General features: G+C 40.6%; 14 protein-coding genes, 1 pseudogene and 2 CRISPR repeat arrays. Of the genes and pseudogenes, 5 read left to right on the top strand and 10 right to left on the bottom strand.

The genetic code is table 11. The features are described from left to right. The first annotated feature begins 168 nt into the window (after positions 1–168). A complete protein-coding gene (locus tag HC643_RS12870; RefSeq protein WP_038074938.1) occupies positions 169–5,529 on the top strand; it encodes a trifunctional serine/threonine-protein kinase/ATP-binding protein/sensor histidine kinase in 5,361 nt (1,786 codons plus the stop codon). Positions 5,530–5,656: 127 nt separating this feature from the next. After that, positions 5,657–6,934: a CRISPR direct-repeat array (repeat unit 37 nt). A gap of 481 nt (positions 6,935–7,415) precedes the next feature. On the opposite strand, the gene vapC is transcribed toward HC643_RS12870, so the two are convergent. The 7 genes from vapC to cas7d form a co-directional block, all read right to left on the bottom strand. Continuing rightward, complete coding sequence (gene vapC, locus HC643_RS12865) at positions 7,416–7,817, bottom strand: type II toxin-antitoxin system tRNA(fMet)-specific endonuclease VapC (protein ID WP_038113324.1); 402 nt, start codon at positions 7,815–7,817, stop codon at positions 7,416–7,418. After that, the gene (locus tag HC643_RS12860) at positions 7,814–8,044 is read right to left on the bottom strand and encodes an antitoxin (protein ID WP_038113323.1); all 231 of its coding nucleotides are present in this window, start codon (positions 8,042–8,044) and stop codon (positions 7,814–7,816) included. The genes vapC and HC643_RS12860 overlap by 4 nt, the downstream gene beginning before the upstream one ends. Positions 8,045–8,149: 105 nt before the next feature. Next, positions 8,150–8,911: direct repeats of the CRISPR family, unit length 37 nt; unit sequence GTTTCAATCCCGCAAGCGGGTTTCATTTATTTGAAAG. 214 nt (positions 8,912–9,125) lie between these two features. Next, positions 9,126–9,419: a CRISPR-associated endonuclease Cas2 gene (cas2, locus tag HC643_RS12855; protein ID WP_038109673.1), complete on the bottom strand. Its 294-nt coding sequence runs from the start codon at positions 9,417–9,419 to the stop codon at positions 9,126–9,128. Continuing rightward, a complete protein-coding gene (gene cas1d / locus HC643_RS12850; protein ID WP_038109674.1) occupies positions 9,416–10,393 on the bottom strand; it encodes a type I-D CRISPR-associated endonuclease Cas1d in 978 nt (325 codons plus the stop codon). The genes cas2 and cas1d overlap by 4 nt, the downstream gene beginning before the upstream one ends. A gap of 3 nt (positions 10,394–10,396) precedes the next feature. Further along, a complete protein-coding gene (cas4, locus tag HC643_RS12845) occupies positions 10,397–10,744 on the bottom strand; it encodes a CRISPR-associated protein Cas4 (protein WP_237265875.1) in 348 nt (115 codons plus the stop codon). Beyond that, complete coding sequence (gene cas5d, locus HC643_RS12840; RefSeq protein ID WP_237265874.1) at positions 10,704–10,973, bottom strand: type I-D CRISPR-associated protein Cas5/Csc1; 270 nt, start codon at positions 10,971–10,973, stop codon at positions 10,704–10,706. Before cas5d ends, cas4 begins: the two co-directional genes overlap by 41 nt. 146 nt (positions 10,974–11,119) lie before the next feature. After that, positions 11,120–11,986, bottom strand: coding sequence for a type I-D CRISPR-associated protein Cas7/Csc2 (gene cas7d, locus HC643_RS12835; protein ID WP_237266073.1), 867 nt, complete (start codon positions 11,984–11,986; stop codon positions 11,120–11,122). Here cas7d and HC643_RS12830 point away from each other — a divergent pair. From HC643_RS12830 to HC643_RS12825, 3 genes are all read left to right on the top strand, one after another. Then, positions 11,974–12,300, top strand: a complete 327-nt coding sequence (locus HC643_RS12830) for a WCX domain-containing protein (RefSeq protein WP_038109677.1) — start codon at positions 11,974–11,976, stop codon at positions 12,298–12,300. The two genes, cas7d and HC643_RS12830, sit on opposite strands and share 13 nt — an antisense overlap. 709 nt (positions 12,301–13,009) lie before the next feature. Continuing rightward, complete coding sequence (locus HC643_RS42090; RefSeq protein ID WP_272899738.1) at positions 13,010–13,141, top strand: hypothetical protein; 132 nt, start codon at positions 13,010–13,012, stop codon at positions 13,139–13,141. A gap of 455 nt (positions 13,142–13,596) precedes the next feature. Further along, positions 13,597–14,277, top strand: a complete 681-nt coding sequence (locus tag HC643_RS12825; protein ID WP_050045735.1) for an acyltransferase — start codon at positions 13,597–13,599, stop codon at positions 14,275–14,277. 116 nt (positions 14,278–14,393) lie between these two features. Here the strand turns inward: HC643_RS12825 and HC643_RS12820 are convergent. The 3 genes and pseudogenes from HC643_RS12820 to HC643_RS12810 all read right to left on the bottom strand — a co-directional run. Next, a pseudogene (locus tag HC643_RS12820) lies at positions 14,394–15,710 on the bottom strand (TolC family protein); the annotation flags it as partial. A 402-nt stretch (positions 15,711–16,112) separates the two neighbouring features. Further along, positions 16,113–17,378: an ABC transporter permease gene (locus HC643_RS12815; RefSeq protein ID WP_038078725.1), complete on the bottom strand. Its 1,266-nt coding sequence runs from the start codon at positions 17,376–17,378 to the stop codon at positions 16,113–16,115. Beyond that, positions 17,347–18,843 carry an efflux RND transporter periplasmic adaptor subunit gene (locus HC643_RS12810; protein ID WP_038078727.1) on the bottom strand — a complete coding sequence of 499 codons (1,497 nt, stop codon included), beginning with the start codon at positions 18,841–18,843 and terminating at the stop codon, positions 17,347–17,349. Before HC643_RS12810 ends, HC643_RS12815 begins: the two co-directional genes overlap by 32 nt. Before the next feature lie 1,322 nt (positions 18,844–20,165). On the opposite strand from HC643_RS12810, the gene HC643_RS12805 reads away from it, so the two are divergent. Next, the gene (locus HC643_RS12805) at positions 20,166–21,065 is read left to right on the top strand and encodes a tetratricopeptide repeat protein (protein ID WP_038078729.1); all 900 of its coding nucleotides are present in this window, start codon (positions 20,166–20,168) and stop codon (positions 21,063–21,065) included. The last annotated feature ends 151 nt before the right edge of the window (positions 21,066–21,216 follow it).

The raw sequence follows: 21,216 nt of genomic DNA, 5'->3' as shown, positions 1-21,216 counted from the left end.
GTGGCACAGTATTTGTTGATTTTTTGCAGACTTAGTAAGCCAGCGATCGCAAACCAAATTGTGTCATGAAAAGTAAAATTTCTACGGGGATTGCCTTGGCTTAAACTCGTAAATTGCTTCTTGCTCTTTGGGAATAATAAATCCAGAAGCATTGAGGATGAACGCAGTATGATTGCCACTCAGGTTAGCATCCCTGAATATAAAGTTAATGAAAAACTTTATGATGGTTCCAGAACCGTTGTTTATCGAGGATATCGAGAAGTCGATGGCAAACCTGTAGTCATTAAGCTGCAAAAAAATCCTTATCCTAGCTTTAGTGAATTGGTACAGTTTCGCAATCAATATACTATTACCAAACATCTTAGCTTGCCAGGAATTATTCAAACATATAGCTTGGAAGCTTACCAAAATCGCTATGCTTTAGTCATGGAAGATTTTGGAGGAATTTCCCTGAAAGAATGGCGGGAGAGAGTGGGAGAGAGGGGGATGGGGGAAAGCCCCGAAACCCTGATTGAGTTTTTACAAATAGCTATTTCTCTATGCGATACATTAGATATTCTCATCCGCAACAGGATCGTTCATAAAGATATTAAATCCGCAAACATTTTAATTAATCCAGAAACAAAACAAGTTAAGTTAATTGACTTTAGTATTGCATCTTTGCTGCCAAGAGAGACTCAAACACTGATTAGCCCTAATGTTCTGGAAGGAACCTTGAGCTATTTATCGCCGGAACAAACAGGGAGGATGAATCGCGGGATTGATTACCGAACTGATTTTTATTCTTTGGGTGTTACGTTTTACGAGTTACTGACGGGAGAATTACCATTTCAATCGGATGATGCGATGGAGTTGGTGTATTGTCATATTGCCCAACAACCACCTGCTTTAAGGTCAAAAGGAAAAGAGATTCCCCAAGTCCTTGATAACATCGTGATGAAATTGATGGCGAAAAATGCTGAAAACCGTTATCAGAGCGCGTTAGGATTGAAATACGATTTAGAAACTTGTTTGCAGCAATTAAGAGATTCAGGCAAAATTGAGAGTTTTCAGATAGCACAACGGGATTTATGCGATCGCTTTATTATTCCTGAAAAACTCTACGGTCGGGAGAAGGAAGTTGCAAAATTACTAGCAGCCTTTGCTCGTGTTGAGGAGAAGCGGAAGGCAGAATTAATGCTGGTAGCAGGTTTTTCCGGGACTGGGAAAACGGCAATTATCAACGAAGTTCACAAACCTATTGTGCGCCAGCATGGCTATTTTATTAAAGGCAAATTTGACCAATTTAATTGTAATATTCCTTTTTCAGCTTTTGTGCAAGCCTTTCGCGATTTAATGGGACAATTGTTGAGTGAAGATGATGCTCAATTGTCCATTTGGAAAAATAAAATTTTACAAGCTCTGGGGGATAACGGACAAGTCATTATTGAAGTCATACCCGAATTAGAAAGTATTATCGGCAAACAGCCAACAGTAACGGAACTTTCGGGAGATGCGGTACAAAATCGCTTTAATTTATTCTTTCAGAAATTTATTAAAGTATTTACTAGAAAAGAACATCCATTGGTTATCTTTTTGGATGATTTACAATGGGCAGATTCGGCATCTCTAAAATTAATGCAAGTATTAATGAGTGAATCAGAAAACGGGCATTTTTTGTTAATTGGAGCTTATCGAAAAAATGAAGTTTTTGCCAGTCATCCTTTGATATTAACATTGAAGAAAATGAGTATGGCAAATACAGAAATTAATACAATTATATTAGACGCTCTCTCCCAAGAAAGTTTAAATCAACTCGTTGCGGATACACTGACCTGCCCACCTGAAATCGCTCAGCCACTAACTAAATTAATTTATCAAAAAACTAAGGGCAATCCATTTTTTAGTACCCAATTCCTTCGAGCATTATATGAAGATGGGCTAATTGTATTTGATTTGGATGCTAGAAGCTGGCAGTGGGATATTGCTCGCGTTAAAACTTTGGCTTTAACAGATGATGTAGTTCAATTTATGACCTTACAATTGCAAAAGTTACCACCAGCTACACAGGAGGTTCTCAAACTAGCAGCTTGTATTGGAAATAATTTTGATTTAGAGACGTTAGCGATTGTATCAGAGCGTTCGCAAGCAGAAACAGCAGATGTTTTATGGCAAGCATTGCAAGAAGGATTTGTTCTACCGGGGAGTGACGTTTATAAGTTTTATATCGGGCAAACTCAGCCAGAAAATAACTCAGCATTTAACAACTCTTCTGCTAGGATACTACACGGACAGACAGCATTAACTTATAAGTTTCTGCACGATCGCGTTCAACAAGCCGCTTATGGACTCATTCCTGTAGAGTGGAAACAGAGAACACATCTGAAAATTGGACAACTGCTACTACAAAGCACTCCACACGATGCATTAACAGCCAATATATTTGAACTTGTCAATCACTTAAATAAAGGTATTCTCCTCATCGAGTCTGTTAAAGAGAAAACAGAATTAGTCCGTCTGAATTTGCTTGCCGGACAAAAAGCAAAAACATCCGCTGCTTATAAAATCGCCCTCGATTATTTGAATATAGGATTAAATCTCCTAGTTGAAGAAAGCTGGATATCTGAGTATGACTTGACTCTTAATCTCCACTTAGAAATGATAGAGATTTGTTTCCTAAATACAGACTTAGAACGAGCAAAGCAACTGGCTGATGTAACTTTAAAGTATGCAAAAGCATTATTGGATAAAATCAAAGTATACGATCTTGCAATTCTATCTTACTCCTCTCAAAATCATGCTTTGAAAGCTATTGAAATAACTCTAAATGCTTTAAATTTGCTTGATATTCCTTTGGAGACAGAACCGCCAAAAGATTTAGTTGTTAAAAACTTAATCAATTTGCCAGTTATGGCCAATCCCAATACATTAGCAGCAATGCGTATTCTGTCTAATGCTTATACTTCAGCAATTATGGCAGAGCCAAATTTATTGGCCAAACTTGCATTTACAGCAGTTAAACTCTGCCTGGAATTTGGCAATTCTGTAATTGCTGCTGTCAGTTATGTTTTTTATGGATCGGTATTGGTAAATAGTGAAGATATTAATTCTGGATATCAATTTGGAGAATTAGCAGTTAGTTTGTTATCTAAATTCAATTCACGCTCCTACTACTGTATCGTTCATACAATGTTCAATTTAGTTTTGAGACACTGGAAAGAGCCAATCGGAGAGACAGTTCAGCCACTTAGAGAGGCTATGAATATCGGGCTAGAAAGCGGGGATTTTTATTATGCCTCTCTTTGCTCAAAAGACAGATGCACTAATTTGTTCTTAATGGGCGAACCATTGGATTATGTCCAGCAAGAGCAAATTGAGTCTCTAGAATTATTGCAAAAATTAAAACAGCAATATTCTATTTACTATGCTGGTATGTGGCAGCAACTTGTTCTAAATCTTAGAGGTCTTTCAGCAAATCCATATTGTCTAATTGGTGAAGGTTGCGATGAGGTTAAACTGTTGCCCATACTACAGGAGTGCGGCAATCAAACCTTACTGTTTAACTTTTATTTAATAAAGGGAATCTTGCTTTATTTATTAGAAGATTATGAAAACTCAGTGACTTACAATTCCTTGGCTGGGGAGTACATTGTTGCTTCTGCTAATATGACGACTCTCCCAGCCTACAACTTCTACAGTTCTCTTGCTTTAGTAGCTCAATATCCTAATGTCGATTTAGAGCAACAACAATATTTACAGCAAATACAAGCAAATCAGGAGAAGATGCGGAATTGGGCTGACCATGCACCCCAAAACTTCAGACATAAATACTACCTGGTGGAAGCAGAGCAAAATCGCGTATTGGGGCAAACTTACAAAGCAATAGAGATGTACGAGTTAGCTATCTCTGGAGCCAAAGAAAATGGGTATACCCAAGAAGAAGCACTTAGCAACGAGCTAGCAGCTAAATTTTACCTCGGCTGGGGTAAAGAAAAAGTAGCTCAAATTTACATGCAAGAAGCCTACTACTGCTATGCTCGTTGGGGAGCAAAAGCCAAAATCGACGATTTAGAAAAACGCTATTTGCAATTACTAAAACCTATCCTACAACACAAAGAACTCACTTCTAATTCCTCAGACACTATCGTTAAGCGCACAATTCATTTCTCGAACCAAACATCTAGCCATAGTAGTAAAACACTCTACTCGGCGTTGGATTTTGCTACCATCCTCAAAGCCACTCAAGCTTTATCTAGTGAAATTCAACTAGATAAATTACTTTCTACCTTAATGCAAGTGGTGATGGAAAATGCTGGAGCGAAAAAAGCTGCTTTGCTCATCCTCAAAAATAATACTCTCATGCTTGAGGCAATAGCAACTGCAAATGAAGGGGTCAATCTACCCTGTGTACCTTATGAAACCAGTGTTGACATTCCTACTACGTTCATAAATTACGTCAAACGAAGCTTAAAAACTATTGTATTAGATGATGCTACAGACCAAAACGATTTTATTGCCGATCCGTACTTAGTTCAGTCACAACCCAAAAGTCTGCTGTGTACGCCGATTTTGAATCAAGGTCAGTTAATTGGGTTGCTGTATCTAGAAAATCAATTGACGATTGGCGTATTTACACGCGATCGCTTAGAAGTTATTCAAATATTATGCGCTCAAGCTGCCATTGCTTTAGAAAATGCAAGGCTTTACCAACAAGCTCAACAAGCACAATTACAAATTGTCCAAAGTGAAAAAATGTCAGCACTGGGGAATTTAGTTGCTGGAGTTGCTCATGAAATGAATAATCCTCTCGGTTTTATTGCTGCTACCCTCCAACAAACTCAACCCATGATTTCTGATATTAAGGAACACTTGGAGTTGTATCAAAAATATTTCCCGAATCCTGGAGAAGAAATTATTAAACATGCCGAAGAAGTTGACTTGGATTATAGCTTAGAAGACTTACCTAAAATGATTGATATAATGATTATGGCTTGCGATCGGTTAAAAAATATTAGTACCAGTTTAAGAACTTTCTCCCGTGCCGATAAAGATTATAAAGTAGCATTTGACATTCATGAGGGTATTGACAGTACAATTCTAATTCTCAAACATCGCCTCAAGGCTAACGAACAACGTCCGGAAATTCAAGTTATCACAAACTATGGAAATATACCTCCCATACAGTGTTTTCCGGGACAGTTAAACCAAGTGTTTATGAATATTCTGGCAAATGCGATCGATGCATTAGATGAATCAAATAACGGACGCAGTTTTGTAGAAATTCAGGCAGACACCAACCGAATTACAATTACAACTTCAATGCAAGATAAAAAAGTTAAGATTACTATTGCTGATAATGGTAAAGGAATGACGGAAGAAGTTAAACAAAAAATATTTGATAATTTATTTAGTACAAAAAAAGTTGGTAAAGGTACGGGATTGGGTTTGGCTATTTCTCGGCAAATTGTCGAAGAAATTCACAGTGGTAAGTTAAGTTGTAATTCAGTTGTCGGCAAAGGTACAGAGTTGATTATCGAAATTCCAGTTTGATTTATCTCTGCTTAAAGTACAGATGTGACACCTAATCTGTGGGAGTACCCCTCAGAATAGAATTCTGGGGCTACACAAACAAAGCCTGCCTTCGCTGGCTGTGATTTATTAGTCTACGTAGGCGGTGAGTCCAGTCCCGCAGGCAGGTTTCATTTATTTGAAAGAACCAAATCGATGACGTAGAAGCAATTGTCTTTTCGTTTCAATCCCGCGAACGGGTTTCATTTATTTGAAAGACTCGCGAGTCGGCAAGAAACTGTTTCCGCAAGGGCTGTTTCAATCCCGCGAACGGGTTTCATTTATTTGAAAGTTCAAAATCAATTTTTAGCTTTACAGGCATTTCTGTTTCAATCCCGCGAACGGGTTTCATTTATTTGAAAGTAAAGTGGCTCAAGAAGCTTTTGAATTGTGGTTGAAGTTTCAATCCCGCGAGCGGGTTTCATTCATTTGAAAGAGGAGAATAATTTAATATCTGACCAAACTTTTATTGTTTCAATCCCGCGAGCGGGTTTCATTCATTTGAAAGTTAGTAATGAGATTAAAGTTGATTATTGGGCTGAAAGTTTCAATCCCGCGAGCGGGTTTCATTCATTTGAAAGAACGCCATTTGAATATCTCCTAATAAAATTTTGTCAGTTTCAATCCCGCGAGCGGGTTTCATTCATTTGAAAGTTTGCCGCTTGTATCTGTTGCTGCGTGTAATTCAGTTTCAATCCCGCGAGCGGGTTTCATTCATTTGAAAGTTCTGTCTTAATTTGCTGAATGTCAGCGTTTGAAATGTTTCAATCCCGCGAGCGGGTTTCATTCATTTGAAAGTTATATGTAATACATTAAAGACATGAAAGGGAACGGTTTCAATCCCGCGAGCGGGTTTCATTCATTTGAAAGTGACCGCAGTTGGGACAGACGCATTCAATTTCATTATGTTTCAATCCCGCGAGCGGGTTTCATTCATTTGAAAGTTGCGACACGCGGCACAACGAGGTCATCTTGGATCGTTTCAATCCCGCGAGCGGGTTTCATTCATTTGAAAGTTTAAAAGATATCAAAGCGATCGCTATTCAAACTGTCAGGTTTCAATCCCGCGAGCGGGTTTCATTCATTTGAAAGAAAAGGGGATGTTTCCATAGTCAATCTCGATTGAATTGTTTCAATCCCGCGAGCGGGTTTCATTCATTTGAAAGGTTCGGAGAGTGATTTCCTCCCACTCCCCGCACCGTGTTTCAATCCCGCGAGCGGGTTTCATTCATTTGAAAGTAGAGGTGTGTACCCACGCACTGAATCGCAAGATGCTGGTTTCAATCCCGCGAGCGGGTTTCATTCATTTGAAAGCCTTTCAAATATCTTGGGTTAAGAAGGTCTTGAAAGGTTTCAATCCCGCGAGCGGGTTTCATTCATTTGAAAGGGCAGCCCAACCGAAGCTAAGTGTAAAGCCATTTCCAAGACCATTTTTGGCAGGACTGTTTGAAAAGTCCATTTCAGGCTTTCATCAAAAGGCTCTTGCTCATACCTCAATCGCTGAAAGTATTGATTTGTCAAGGTTCTGACGATTTGGCGGGAGGTGGGGGTTTTTGCCCGTGCTTTGCCCTGCCAAAAAACTTGCAAGATTACCCTAGCATCATAATATTATTGTATCTTGCTGTCGAGGTATACCCTTAATGCTTTGAATAATTCAAATGTAGGTGCGGATAGCATCATAATATTATTGTATCTTGCTGTCGAGGTTGTTCGGAACCGTAGGTAATGATCTTGCGTACCGAACAGGCTAAGTCTGCCAACGCGGACTTAATTAAAGCCTGCGTAGCGCCCTCTTCATTACGTATAGCCCAAGAATTTTATTCTGAGGGCAATTTGCCAAAATGGTATGCACTCTCTCACTTGGTGGACTAATCCACCCAATTTTCTAACATCAGTGCGGGGATTCGTGATAATTCTCTCACGTTATTAGTGACTAAAATTAACCCCAGACAAATTGCTTGAGATACAATGAGCATATCCATAGACCCAATTACAATTCCTTGGTTCTCTAACTCTGCTCGAATGTTTCCATAGGTTTGTGTTGCTTGTTCATCAAAAGGTACAACCTGTAAAGGAATTAAAAATTGAGTCAGCGCTATCCGATTTTGCTCTTGACGTTGACTTTTGTATACGCCGTATTCAAGTTCTGCAATTGTAATTGATGAAATTCCCACGTCAGATATATCTAACGCTTGAAATTTATCTAGTACTTTCTTTGGTTTACGTTTAATAATGTAGATGCAAGTATTTGTATCTAACAAAAATCTCATTCCAAATCTTCTCTGTCTTCTAAATAAAGCTGTTCTCTATTTTCCATAAAGTCTTCAGAGAAAATATCTAGACTATCAAATAATGTTTGCCAAGGATTTTCCTTAGAAATCAGTACCACAGCATTACCTACTTTTTTAATATAAACTTCATTACCTTGTAATTGAAATTCTTTAGGTAATATAACCGTTTGTGTATCTCCATTCATTATTAATTGAGTAGTATTCATTCTTTAATCCGTCAACTTACTTAAATAGACAATAAAAGTTTCATAACGAAGCAGGTTTCATTTACTGAAAGCACCTCTGCCTATCTGTATCTATAGTAGCTAGCTTGTTTCAATCCCGCAAGCGGGTTTCATTTATTTGAAAGATCCACTTTATCGAAATAAAAACAGCTAAAATGTTTCAATCCCGCAAGCGGGTTTCATTTATTTGAAAGTCGCCAGCGCTTCCGCCATCGTTTTTTGGTGTTCCGTTTCAATCCCGCAAGCGGGTTTCATTTATTTGAAAGCCGGACAGGGTTCCATATCCTGAGGATAATAGTAGTGTTTCAATCCCGCAAGCGGGTTTCATTTATTTGAAAGCAAGGAAGACTTGGACGAACTCAACAATATGGGTTGTTTCAATCCCGCAAGCGGGTTTCATTTATTTGAAAGTTCATCGTTATATGATAGAAACTCTAGAATGGGAAGTGTTTCAATCCCGCAAGCGGGTTTCATTTATTTGAAAGTTGGGAGATGGGGCTTTATATGTTCCGTGCCTCGTTTCAATCCCGCAAGCGGGTTTCATTTATTTGAAAGCTGAAAATATGCTGATATTCATAAATGTATTGAAGATGTTTCAATCCCGCAAGCGGGTTTCATTTATTTGAAAGTTACTTGATAATTGACTCGCGATCGCATGAGACCCGGTTTCAATCCCGCAAGCGGGTTTCATTTATTTGAAAGCGGGGCTTGTTCCGCACCCAGCATTCGCAAGTGGTCGTTTCAATCCCGCAAGCGGGTTTCATTTATTTGAAAGTGGGGAAAATTCATACATTAAATTCCCTATCTCAGAGGTTTCAATCCCGCAAGCGGGTTTCATTTATTTGAAAGGGCAGCCCAACAGAAGCTAAATGTAGAGCCATTTCCAAGACCATTTTTGGCGGGACTGTTTTAAAAGTCCATTTCAGGCTTTGATTAAAAGGCTCTTGCGCGTACCGCAAGCCCTGAAAGTATTGATTTGTCAAGGTTCTGACGATTTGGCGGGAGGTGGGGGGTTTTTGCCCGTGCTTTGCCCTGCCAAAAAACTTGCAAGATGACCCTAACATCATAATATTATTGTATCTTGCTGTCGAGGTTGCTCGGAACCGTAGGTAATGGTCTTGCGTACCGAGCCCGCATCTAAAACATAGATCCGTACTGAATCTTCGACAGGTTTAATCAAGTTCTCAACTTGCACTGTCAGTTTAGCAAACTGCGTGGCGGTCAAAAAACATTCAAATACGCTGTACTGCGTCCATGTCCCATAGCCAGAAAGCATTTTGTGGAGCTTTGTTCGCCGTTTATTTGCTGCTTTATTGTCTGGCAAGTCGTAAATTACGAGGCAAAACAGAGTACTCATCGCAGTGTCAGAGCTTTGTAAGGAATTCCTTCTTGTAAATGCCGACTGAACAATCGTGCTTGCAATTCGATCGCTCGTCGGTAGCTGCAATGATATCCAAAGGTGGGATGCTTAAACTCATCGTTCATTTTTCGTTCCCACGCTTGCAAAAACTGTTTGCGTCCGCTTTCGCACAGCCGATATGCACTAAGATTATCGGTAAAATCATCGGGCTTAATTTCTTTATGGCTGATGACCGAAAGAATCAAATTATCAGCAATCAACGGGCGAAATTCTTCCATCAAATCGAGAACCATAGCTGGCTGTCCTCTTGTGGCTTCATGCAGGTAACCAACGTAGGGGTCTAAACCAGCCATATGTACTGCAGCCGTTACCTGAACTTGCAAAAGCCCGTAGGCAAAACCCAATAATGCATTGATTGCATCCGTGGGAGGGCGACGATTTCTACCGTGAAATGACCATTCTTCCTCAAGCATCTTTGACCAAGCGGCAAAATATTCTCGCGCAGCCAATCCTTCAACACCGCGCAACTCATTGAGGGTTGTTTGTTCTTTAACAAGCTGTTTGCGAGCTTTCAGGGGATTGTCTTTTTGGTCGTGGCGGTATAAAACAGCGTGTTGATTGTGGATTTTGCCAGTCACAATTGTTTTGACAATTTCCAAACGATGGGCTGCATCACAATAAGCAGCATACTGCGCCAGTCGCAACTGACCGTTACGAGAGTATGCAGGAAGCGCGGAACCCAAGTATTTACCAAAACCGGAAAGGTAATGTACGGGCATTCCCAGTTCTAAAGCATACACTAGTGCATCACCTGTAATCTGGGGATTTCCCATCAACACCACTTGTTCGACAGTTTGGGCGGGAACCGATTTTTTCTCCCAGTTGCCATCTTCTTGTTTGAGAGCAACTTTAAAAGCTTCTGCAGCTTTGCTTAAAACTGCATCCGGTTGAGTGACGTAGAGAACAGACATAATTTATACCTCAATACGTAGTTTTTTGATTTCTTTTGGTAAACAAATTTTCTGCAAGCTACAATCCCGACACTTTTTCGGATTGTCAATTGGTGGTGGCATTACCCCTCCAATTGCCGATCGCGCTGCTTGAATTGCTTGTTCTGTCGCCAGCCGCAATGCGGGTGTAAAATTGATACGCTCGCGACGGCGGTTGGCGTAGTAAAAAATTTCTCCGTAAGGAATAGAACTTCCTATCCGTTCTTCCAGACACATAGCCGCACCACAGAGTTGAAAATGGTCGTTCAAGTGGTTTGCCATGCGTCCTTTCTTAAATTCCAAAGGGACTAACTGGTTGTCTTTTTCCTCCACTGCATCGATAATGCCATTGATAAGTAAGCGATCGCTCCACTAAGTATGTCGGTTTTTGTGCCAGTTCTCCTTGAAGGCGATAGGGTTGGGGAATGTAATGAATTGAAAAAAGTGCAAAACTTAGCCCCCAATTATGCAAATATTTTTCAGTTTCATAGAGAATTCCCATTTCTCTTGTAGCGAAGAAAACGTTATCGTGTAGCGTCAACGTGCAGTGGTATAGCGCCATTTTAGATTTTATATTTTGGATTTTGGATTGGAAAAGCTTTGTCTACTCTCTTACCTCTGTCTACTCTGCGCCTCTGTGGTTCAAAAATTATTTATTTAACCACAGAGGCGCAGAGAGCGCAGAGAAAAGATAGAGAGTTGAATTACTTACTTACCCTTCTTTTTCAATGCTCCAAAAGACTCTGCGTAAGCTTTAGTTTGCTCATGCAATGCAGTCATAGTTTCTACCAAGCGAGCCTCATCTTGGTATAAGGAATTAATTTCACCGACTAAATCATCTAATTGCGAACCAAAAATCAACTTAGTATTGCGTACAGGTTCGTCATTCAGTAAATTCTTTGCCACTATTTCTACCTGCTGTAAAACCTCACTAATAGGAGTATCGATATCTCCTTTTAAAGCATCGTACAGTGCTTGAGTGAAATGTAAATTGCTAAAGATTTCACCGTCGCTAAAGACAATTCCAGCAATGTAATTTCGCATTGTTCCCGTGCGCGATTCTTGAGCACCGTATCTTTTAGTCCGCAACAAGTTACCCAACACGTAAATAAAGCCTTCGTAGGTAGAGTCGCGCAGCGTTTCTACGGTAGGGAATGTCACCTCTGGAATCACGCGATCCAATTCATTGATACTGCTTCTCATTTCCCCACCTTCACTCATCGTTCCACCTTCAAAAGGCGCATTGAATGTAAAACTGCGATGGGACTGTTCGTAAGCACTTAGGGAAAAAGCCGAATCGGAATAGACTTTAGAACGTTCGGAACCACTATCACCGATCGCAAATCCATAAATAATACAATCCGGGCATTTTTTGCAGGATTTTTCACCATTGTATTCACAGTGTTTATCCTTATTTGCTTCATCCGCACTCGTCAAACTTAAACCACGGAGTAATTCTCGTCCAGCCAGTCTTTCAGGTGTGGTTTGTTTGCGCTTAAACATCACTAAACGGCTAATTTGTTTTTTGCTTTCATCTGTATGACCTAAACCTGCTTGCGTGCGTGCAGTATTCAGGATTCCATCTGTTTGAAAGACGGGGAACGATTGACTGTGGCGTCTTGAAAGTGCGTTATCGCACGAGCGGACAATTAGCCAATTATAAACCCCGACGCAAGGATGAAGTCATTGTTTGCAGTGACCCAGAAGGAAAATTTCGCGACATCGAAGCCACGATAGATTATTGGTTTTGGTTTCGTCAGCGTCTTTTGAAATATGGGGAAAGTGTTCAAATTATCAGCCCGCAAAAGCTGGCTGATGAGATCAAAAAAGAGTATCAGAAGATATGGGAAAAATTATCAGCAGTTGAAAGCAGTAGAAATCAAAGTTAATATTTCTTTTATTTGTAGTAAGTTGAAAAGTATTAAATTTCTCAAGCTGAAAACCTCATAGCAAAGTTTTCAGACTTCTTGCGCGATCGTCGGCGCTGCGTTTCATATTAATGACTTCCGCTTGCGGAATTGAAACGTATTGGTAGATTGGGAGAATTCCAGTCGAGTCGGGAAACGCAGCCCGATTGCCTCAAAATTCATCTCATACTAAATCTGCATCTTGCACCCCCTTCATAATCTAGTCCGCGTAGGCGGACTTTGTTTGTATAGCCACGATTTCCAATCGTTGGGCTAAAAGGGGTTAGAAAATCGGATTTGCTATCACACTCCTACGAAGGTATCAGCTGTGAGGCTTGTTTTGGATTGAGCTAAATTCTGATGAGTAAAATGATGTTCATACTCATCGTCCGATCCTATTCCTTTGCGCTCTTTGCGACGCCAGGTGCTTCAACGGGGGGAACCCAGAGCAGTCGCCTCAACGGGGGGAACCCCCGCACGGCGCTGCTCTCCGCAACGCACTGGCTCGTCTTTGCGGTTTTTTATCACCTCTCAAAATCACTGTGGTAAACTACTAAATGCTTCCCACACTTCATAAAATCTTTACCGTTTCTTTACAGAGAACTTGTCAAATATTTTAATATACTAAATGTAAAATCCCTGTGTCGATAAAAAGGCGCTTTAGTAAATATGTAAATTATCGTGGTACGTGATGATTACAACATCAGCAAAAGGTGAAAACAGGCTGCGAAAAAGCCGCTATAGCAGTCGTGGAAGTATTTACTTATTCGCTCCAATGATTGATTTCAACGTGATGGCTGAAGTTGGAGACACTCCTCCTTGATGGGATGGACTTAATATCGGCTTGGAAATTTTACGAGAGTTTGAATAGACAGATCCAAAAAACAATGTTAAGACGCGCCATAGCTCGTCTCTATAAGGATTTTAGACAATGCAAAGTGAGTTTGTAAAGATATCTAAGTATCTGTTCAAATTTTTCTTCCTTTGTAATTAAATGGCAAAACTGGAATAGCACATACACCATACACAGAGCAGCCAGAGTTTTTTTCTTGTTGCTGCTTGTCTGTCTATTTATTGCACCAAATCATCGTTTAAACGCAAACAGCTACCTTCGTTACTGCGTTTATTCCAAGCACCTTAGGCGATCGCACTATATTTTTTAGCAATTTTCGCTCTCTCTTTTTTCAAACAGGCTTAAGAAATCTGGGTTAAGTGCTCCATTAAGAAACTGACCCTAATTGAGATTTTGTCGATCTACCCTATCAAAAGTAAACAATTATGACAGTTCAAGAACTCAACATTAACCAGCTACCATCTACCTCACCTACAGCTTTATCACGAGTATTAGAGTTGACACTCACCAATCTAATCGGATGGATTCCTCGTCCACTTGGTATTCTGCTGCGCCGACTGGCTTACCGTTCCATCCTTGCTCGTGTGGGTCGGAAAATTTATATTCAGATGGGAGTTGAGTTCCTTGGAGCCTCTTCAGTTGAGATTGGCGATGATGTGAAAATCATGAGAGATGCACGCTTTGACATGAGAGCACCAAACAGCTTATTACGTCTTGGGAACAAAGTTTGTATCGATCGCGGTGTTGATGTTAAAGCTACTGTTTCTGATTGCGTCATTGAAATCGGTGATGGCTCCTATTTAGGACCTTATGTCTGCATGGCTGGACCCGGTCACATCAAAATTGGGAAGGAATGCCTAATTGCATCTCATACAAGCATTTACGCCAACAATCACAGAGAGTATGGATTGAGCCGTGAAGGAATTGAAATTCAGGACAATGTTTGGATAGGTTCTGGAGTCAGGATTTTAGACGGAGTGACTATTGGGAAAGGAAGTGTCATTGGTGCTGGAGCAGTTGTTACTAAAGATATCCCTCCCTTTTCTATAGCAGTTGGAGTCCCTGCAAAAGTTATTAAAGCCAGTCAGGGAGCCGGTACAGCTTGATGGTTTACAACGGGAGCATCCCAAAGAGTGCCAATTGCCCTCAGAATAGAATTCTGGGGCTATACAAACAAAGCCTGCCTACGCAGGCTTTAAAACGAGTAGTTTAATAATATACCCTAGCTGTTTCTTGTTGTCACAGCACGTTGTAAATTAGCTAAAGCTTTGTTGTAATCCAAAATCGCTGTAACGCGATTACCTTCAGCAGTGGTGAGGTCATTTTCCGCATCTATAACTTCTGTTTGAGTTCCCACACCCGCTTGAAATCGCAAACGAGCCAATCGCAAAGCCTCCTTCGCCTGGTCTACAGATGTAGTAGCAGTTTGAACATTTTCCAAATTAGATTGCAGTTGAGAATAATATTGTTCCACATCAAAACGGATTTGATTGCGTTGGCTGGCAAATTGAGTTTCAGAAATGGCTATATTCAATTTTGCTTGAGCAGCCTGGGCTTTTGCAGCTCCACCATCAAATAAATTTAAACTTGCTTGGAGTGCCACAGAATAGCCATCAGTCACACTTGCACCGTCGTTAAATTGGTCTTGCAATTCGTAACTAGCAGCTAAACTGACTTGAGGACCTAATTGCGAAATTGCTTGACGTCGCTGTTGCTCGTAGACATTACGTTGTGCTAAATACTGTCGCAGTTCCGGACGGTTTTGAAAAGCCTGTACGATAGTCTCTTCTAACGTCCGGTTCCAAAGACCGGCTAGTTTTACAGAATCGGCTGCACTAATATCAACTGACTGTGCCAAATTTAACCTTTGTGCCAAACGACGACGCGCAATCCTTTGCTGTGAAAGAGCATTGGTCAAATTTTGTTGGTTATTTGCTAAGTTAACTTGCGATCGCAACACATCAAACCTTGTACTTACTCCAGCCCGTTCTAAAGCTTGTGCATCTCGCAAACTAGCTTGGGCGTTCTCTACAGATGACTGATAAATTCGTACTTGTTCATCTGCTTGTTGCAGATCGTAGTACTCAGTTGAAACATTGAGACGAAGCTCCTCAGTGATACGCTCCACATCAAATTCATCTACCCTAACCTGCTCTTCAGCCTCTCGGATACTCGCCTTCCTCCTTCCCGAAGTATAGAGATTGTAACTGAGCTGTGCTTCACTACTAAAAGAAGTACTGGCTCGATCTGCACTGGAATCGCCAGAAAGTTCCGCAGAGAGTTGATTGCTAGCAGATTGACTGCGAGTCAGGCTACTGTTTAAGCTAACGGTTGGTAGCAAAGCAGCTTGAGATTGCCGCAATGAAGCCTGACTGCGTTTTAGTTCTAACACCGCTACTTGTAAGTCACGATTATTTCTAAATGCTAACTCTAAAGCCTGTGCCAAAGTAATAGGTTGTATTCCTTGAATCCTGACTTCTTCTGGTTTCGTGGGAAACTGTAAAGGATTTGGATTGGGATTGAGATAATCAGGAACCTTTAAAGCATTAGGGCTTTGCAAACTTTGTGCGATTTTAGTTATCTCAGGAGTTGTTGCACCCGCTTTTTGAAAAGCAGCAACACAAGCAAGCCCTCCTACAGCAATCCCGAGAGAATACATGAGGAATGAGTAATGCGCCATATACAAGTTTTAGATTTTAGATTTTTGTTTCAAATAGAAAGTAAGACTCTCTATAAAAATCCAGTTTAGTTTTTGAAATTTTCTGTTTCTTCCCTCCACTTTTTCAGCATTTATTGCAATTTGTAACTCTATAGCCGTCCGTTTCAGGCTTAAGAAGATCTCTACCTTGTCTCCCTTGTCTCCCTTATCCCCCTTATCCCCCTTCTTCGTCTCTCAAATAGGATTGGTAGAGTTACCACATACCAATTCCAAATCTTTGCTTCAATCACTTCTTAAAGCAGCAATTGGGTCTAATTTTGCTGCATTGCGTGCGGGTATAACCCCAGCCAATAGCCCCACCACAAACGAAAGCCCAAAACCAACTATAATTGACCAAGGTGCAACGATAAACGGAAATTTAAACACAACGGCTGCTAATGCAGCAATACAAATCCCGGTTCCAGTACCAATACAACCTCCTACTGTAGAAATCACGATCGCTTCTATTAAAAATTGGTTGAGAATGACTGAATAAGTCGCTCCTACAGCTTTACGAATCCCGATTTCTCGCGTTCTTTCCACAACAGAAACTAGCATAATATTAGCAATTCCAATCCCTCCAACTATTAACGAAATACTCGCGATCGCAACTACCATAACCGTACACAAACCCACGATACTGCTAAAAGTATTGATAATATCTGCTTGACTGGTAATTTTAAAATCATCAGGTTGGGGTGGGTGAATATTGTGACGCAAACGTAAAAGATTGGTAACCTGAAACTCGGCTGCATCTAACGTTTCGCGATCGCTTGCTTTAATCAAAATCCCATCAACAGAAACACTCGATAAAGCATTTCGCCCAACCAATCTTGCTGACATGCTGCTTAAAGGAATATAAACTTGGTCATCTCGATCCATTGGTCCGAGAGCACCCTTAGCTTCCATCACCCCAATCACCTTATAAGCATCTCCTTGAATTCGGATTCTTTCTCCTATCACCCGGACACCTTCTTTAAAAAGAGTTTTTTGAACTGTTGGACCCAAAACAACAACTTGTTTTGCAGTTTCCAATTCCTCTTGATTAAAAAATCTTCCTTGCTGGGGATAAGTATTTCTTAATTCTGGATAATGTAAATCCGTACCGTAAATTGTTGTTGAAGTATTTTGCCCTCCATAAACTACTTGTGCTGTCCATTGTAAGTAAGCAGAAACAGCCTCTGCAGAAGGTGCTTGCTTTGCGATCGCTTTAGAATCCTCCCAAGTTAACGTGCTCGCCGATCCCTGTCCTTGACTGATATTTCCGTTTCTAGCAGCACCAGCAAAGACTTGCAAAACATTCGTACCCAAGGCTTGTATTTCCCTTTCAACTCCCTTTTGTACACCCTGACCAACAGAAGTAATAGAAATAACTGAAGATATCCCAATAATGACACCAAGCATAGTCAATCCCGTGCGTAATTTATTGCTCCATAATGCCTCTGCTGCGATTGAAAAGATTTCTAAAATTGCTACGTTATGGTAACTGCTGAGCGGGTTCAATTTCATAATTCATTGGAAGACTGAGCAATACCTTCTCATTTCCTTTCAAACCCGCTCGAATTTCAGTCAAGTTTTCTACCGTAACGCCAATTTCAACAGGTACGAATATAGGTCTGCGATCCCTACCTGCGACTAATACACCCGTTAAATTTTCCCGGCGCACCACTGCTGCAGTAGGAACGACTAGAGCATCTTTCAAGCGCTCGACTTGAAACTGTGCTTCCACATTCATCCCAGATTTCAATAAATTTTCCGAGTCAGAGATAATTGTAACTTTAACTTCAAAACTGGTGACATTCTGCTCTACAGTTGCTTGGACAGCAATTTGGCTGACCAGACCTTCAAAAGTTTTTCCTGGATAAGCATCTGCTGTAATCGTGACTTTCTGACCGAGACTTATCTTAGCAATGTTTGTTTCTGCAACATTTGTAACTACCTGATTTGTAGAAGCCAGAGACAGGATGGAAGAAGATAGTGCCGAAGAGACGGAACTTGCAGAGGTTGTAGGAGTTACAACAGATCCAGGATCGGCAAACTTTTTAGCGACAACGCCATCAAAAGGGACGCGAATGATAGTGTCATTGATTTGTGTTTGAACATTTTCTAACGCACCACGAGCAGATATCACTTGAGCCCGTGCTGCATCAATGTCTTCTTTGCGTGTCCCTGCTTCTAACAGTGTCAGGGCGTGCTTTTTTTGTCTGGCGACAGCCCGTGCTTGTTCGATATCTTCTTGACGGGACCCTTCTTTTTGCAATACCAGTGCTTGCTGTACCTCCATAACTTGAGCCTGAGCGCTATCTCGATCTGCACGTTTTTGATTTAAAGTCTGAAGGGAAATAGCACCAGCTTTATACAGAGTTTGATTGCGCCGAAAATCGTCCTCTGCTTTTCTTAAACTCGCTCTAGCGTTTTTTAAGCGTGCTTCCGCTTGAGCAATTTCTTGAGGGCGGTGACCGACAACAACTTTTTGTAAATTGGCTAACGCTTCATCCAGTTGAGCCTTTGCTTGAGCAATTTCTTCAGGACGGCTACCTGCAATCAATTTTTGCAAATTCGCTTCCGCTTGTGCTAATTGTCCGCGTGCTTGCATGAGTTGTCCTTGGAGGTTTGAGTCATCCATGTAAGCGATCGCTTGCCCTTTTTTAACAGCATCTCCCTCCTTCACTAGTAGTGTTTTCAGTACACCTGCATTTTTTGGACTGATATTAATCGATCTTTCTGGTTTAATCGTTCCATTTGCAGAGACTGTTACTGGTAAGCTTTGTCTCTGTACAAGAGCCGTTAAAACCCTCTCAAGCGCTTCTTGACGGGGAACAATCACTAACTGGCGGTAAACAATATAGCTCATTCCACCTAAAAGAAAAGGGATGAGTAGCCAAGGTACCCAACTCGTGATGCTGTGTTTCTTAAATGGTTTTTTTCGGAATAAGTGTGAAGATTTTACTGGTTTTGATGTATCAAGTGTCATTTTTAGTTTTGTGTAAAAAGAAGGGCTACCAAAAGACACTGCTGCCAGATTTAAAATAACTATAGTCTGGTCATTATACAGTCAATATTGATGCTGTTTTTTGAAGCTTAAGCATTTATTTCAATGTTTTCTGCTTTTTTACTGGTGTTTAAATTGTTCTTCCATGTACCGATAAAAATATGCAATTAACACCACAATGTTATAACTATTTTTTATAAAAAACTTGAGTCCCAAGTCCTAATTCGATCGAGGACTAAGGTACTACTTGCACCGTTTGGTATTTGAGAATTTGTTAATTCCTATACTTAATTCTATAGGGCTTCTATTTGATTTTTGAAATATAAGTCAGTCGGCGAGAAAAAACACAACTATATAACGCTCTGGTAAAATCTCTAAAATTGGCTTCTTAGTTGCTGTAAGGCTGATGCCACGCTATGCAAACAGTGAAGACAGCGCAACTACAAACGAGTGATGATTATTTGCGCCAACTGACTTATGTATTTACTTATCTTTACACAATTTGTTTTTTTCACCTCGTTCTACCGATCGCAAAATTGATTGCACTCTAAAATGTTAACAGTCGTGAAAGAGCTAATTATAGTAGTGGAGAATTATTCAACCCAGTCCGAAAACAATGTCAATATATATCCAGATATTTAGTTACAGTTTCCAGCCCTGTTAAAGATCTACGGTATACAAAGATCTCGAGAAAAGAGATGAAACATTGTGAAAAAGGAGAATTGGAATTAAGTTCCCCCCTTTTTTAAGGCTACGGTGGTGTACACATCTCTGGAACAAAGCCAAAATCGTCGTAGATCCCCCTAAATCCCCCTTAAAAAGGGGGACTTTAAGAGTTTTTTTCCCCCTTTTTAAGGGAAACTTTAAGAGTTTTCCTCCCCTGTTTAAGGGGGACTTTAAGAGTTTTTTCCCCCCTTTTTAAGGGGGGTTAGGAGGGATCGAAACCGCAAGAATACACTTTAGAAGACTTGTGTACACCACCACAGTTTAAAGATAGGGGATGTATCAGCCGCTTGCAATGTAGGTAGTTCACAAGTCAATTTCTAACTTGCGAAGTTAGATCGAGCGATCGCAAAAATCAAATTTTTGACAGGCGGAGCTACGGGAGCGAGAAGGGATAGGATGTGAGTATCAATTTCAGTATCGTATATATTCTAAGTATAATAAATTACATAAAATCAATCGTGCGAAAACACTCTTTCTACCACAAAATCTAAACGTGGGTAAAATTTTGCTGCCGTCCATAGGGGAAATCGTTTAAGCTAGCTGACAGATTCTTTAATTTTTGGCTAAGGGGCGGTAGTGTGCCTAAACGAATTAGTTTAATTTCTCTTCTCATTATCTTTGGTTTGTGCAGCATACCGCAACCAGGAACTGCACAGGCATTAGTACCTCATACACTGCAACTAGACGCAGCCAAATTGGAGCAGCAAGGTTTGGGTTTGGCAAAGGAAGCAGCTCAACTCGCTCAGTTCCAACAATTTGAACTTGCTTTACCAAGAGCACGGTTGGCTTCGCAACTTGCTCCAAACAATGATAAAGTCTGGTTCCTCTTGGGTGGTTTGTATTTACAAACGAAGGATGTAAATACAGCAATTTCTGCCTTGAAAAAAGCAGAAACCCTCAACCCCAAAAACGGGGACGTTCAATTTGCTCTGGGTTCGGCTCATTTTCAACAGCAAAAGTACCAAGAAGCTGTCAACTACTATCAAAAGGGATTGGCGCTAAAACCCAACGATCCAGAAGGTTTCTTTGATTTGGGTAATGCTTACTTTATGCTGCGTAAATTTCCGGATGCAGTCAGCCAGTTTCAAAAAGCAGTTTCCTTTGACAAAAAATTCTGGCCAGCCATTAATAACATCGGATTAATTTTGTACGAGCAAGGGAATATTCAAGGTGCGATCGCACAATGGCAGAATGCGGTTGCTATCGATAAGCAGGCGGCTGAACCTTTGTTAGCTCTTGCTGTAGCATTATATACTAAAGGTGACCAAAAACAAGGATTGATAATGGGGCAAGCTGCACTCCGCATTGACGATCGCTATGCTGATGTAGATTTTCTCAAACAAAACCTTTGGGGCGATCGCTTACTATCTGATACAAAGAAATTTTTGGAATTACCCAGCATTCAATCTGCTCTCCAACAAGAAGTACCTGGTTCGTCATCTCCTGCTAAGCTCCCACAGCAGCAGCCTCCACAGTGAAGGCAGTGGGGATATGGTGAATGGGGAGTGGCGTGTTTTATAGTAAATTGTTATTCCCAGTACGCCTGTCGCTTCAAGGGGTTCGGTTCCCGTTGAAGCGATTAGCTCCCCGACTCCCCAAAAATACTTGCTCTATGTGCCCTATAGTAGT

It is taken from the genome of Tolypothrix bouteillei VB521301, assembly GCF_000760695.4.
Lineage (GTDB): Bacteria > Cyanobacteriota > Cyanobacteriia > Cyanobacteriales > Nostocaceae > Scytonema > Scytonema bouteillei_A.
Note: the sequence above shows the minus strand (reverse complement) of the source record. Positions and strands in the feature narration are given on the sequence as shown.

Bases quoted from the DNA above. Each gene is read 5' to 3' on its own strand.
- cas2 (WP_038109673.1), bottom strand. From the start codon at position 9,419: ATGAGTACTCTGTTTTGCCTCGTAATTTACGACTTGCCAGACAATAAA.
- HC643_RS12815 (WP_038078725.1), bottom strand. From the start codon at position 17,378: ATGAAATTGAACCCGCTCAGCAGTTACCATAACGTAGCAATTTTAGAA.
- vapC (WP_038113324.1), bottom strand. From the start codon at position 7,817: ATGAGATTTTTGTTAGATACAAATACTTGCATCTACATTATTAAACGT.
- HC643_RS12870 (WP_038074938.1), top strand. From the start codon at position 169: ATGATTGCCACTCAGGTTAGCATCCCTGAATATAAAGTTAATGAAAAA.
- HC643_RS12825 (WP_050045735.1), top strand. From the start codon at position 13,597: ATGACAGTTCAAGAACTCAACATTAACCAGCTACCATCTACCTCACCT.
- cas5d (WP_237265874.1), bottom strand. From the start codon at position 10,973: ATGGCGCTATACCACTGCACGTTGACGCTACACGATAACGTTTTCTTC.
- HC643_RS12860 (WP_038113323.1), bottom strand. From the start codon at position 8,044: ATGAATACTACTCAATTAATAATGAATGGAGATACACAAACGGTTATA.
- cas1d (WP_038109674.1), bottom strand. From the start codon at position 10,393: ATGTCTGTTCTCTACGTCACTCAACCGGATGCAGTTTTAAGCAAAGCT.
- HC643_RS12810 (WP_038078727.1), bottom strand. From the start codon at position 18,843: ATGACACTTGATACATCAAAACCAGTAAAATCTTCACACTTATTCCGA.
- HC643_RS42090 (WP_272899738.1), top strand. From the start codon at position 13,010: ATGATTACAACATCAGCAAAAGGTGAAAACAGGCTGCGAAAAAGCCGC.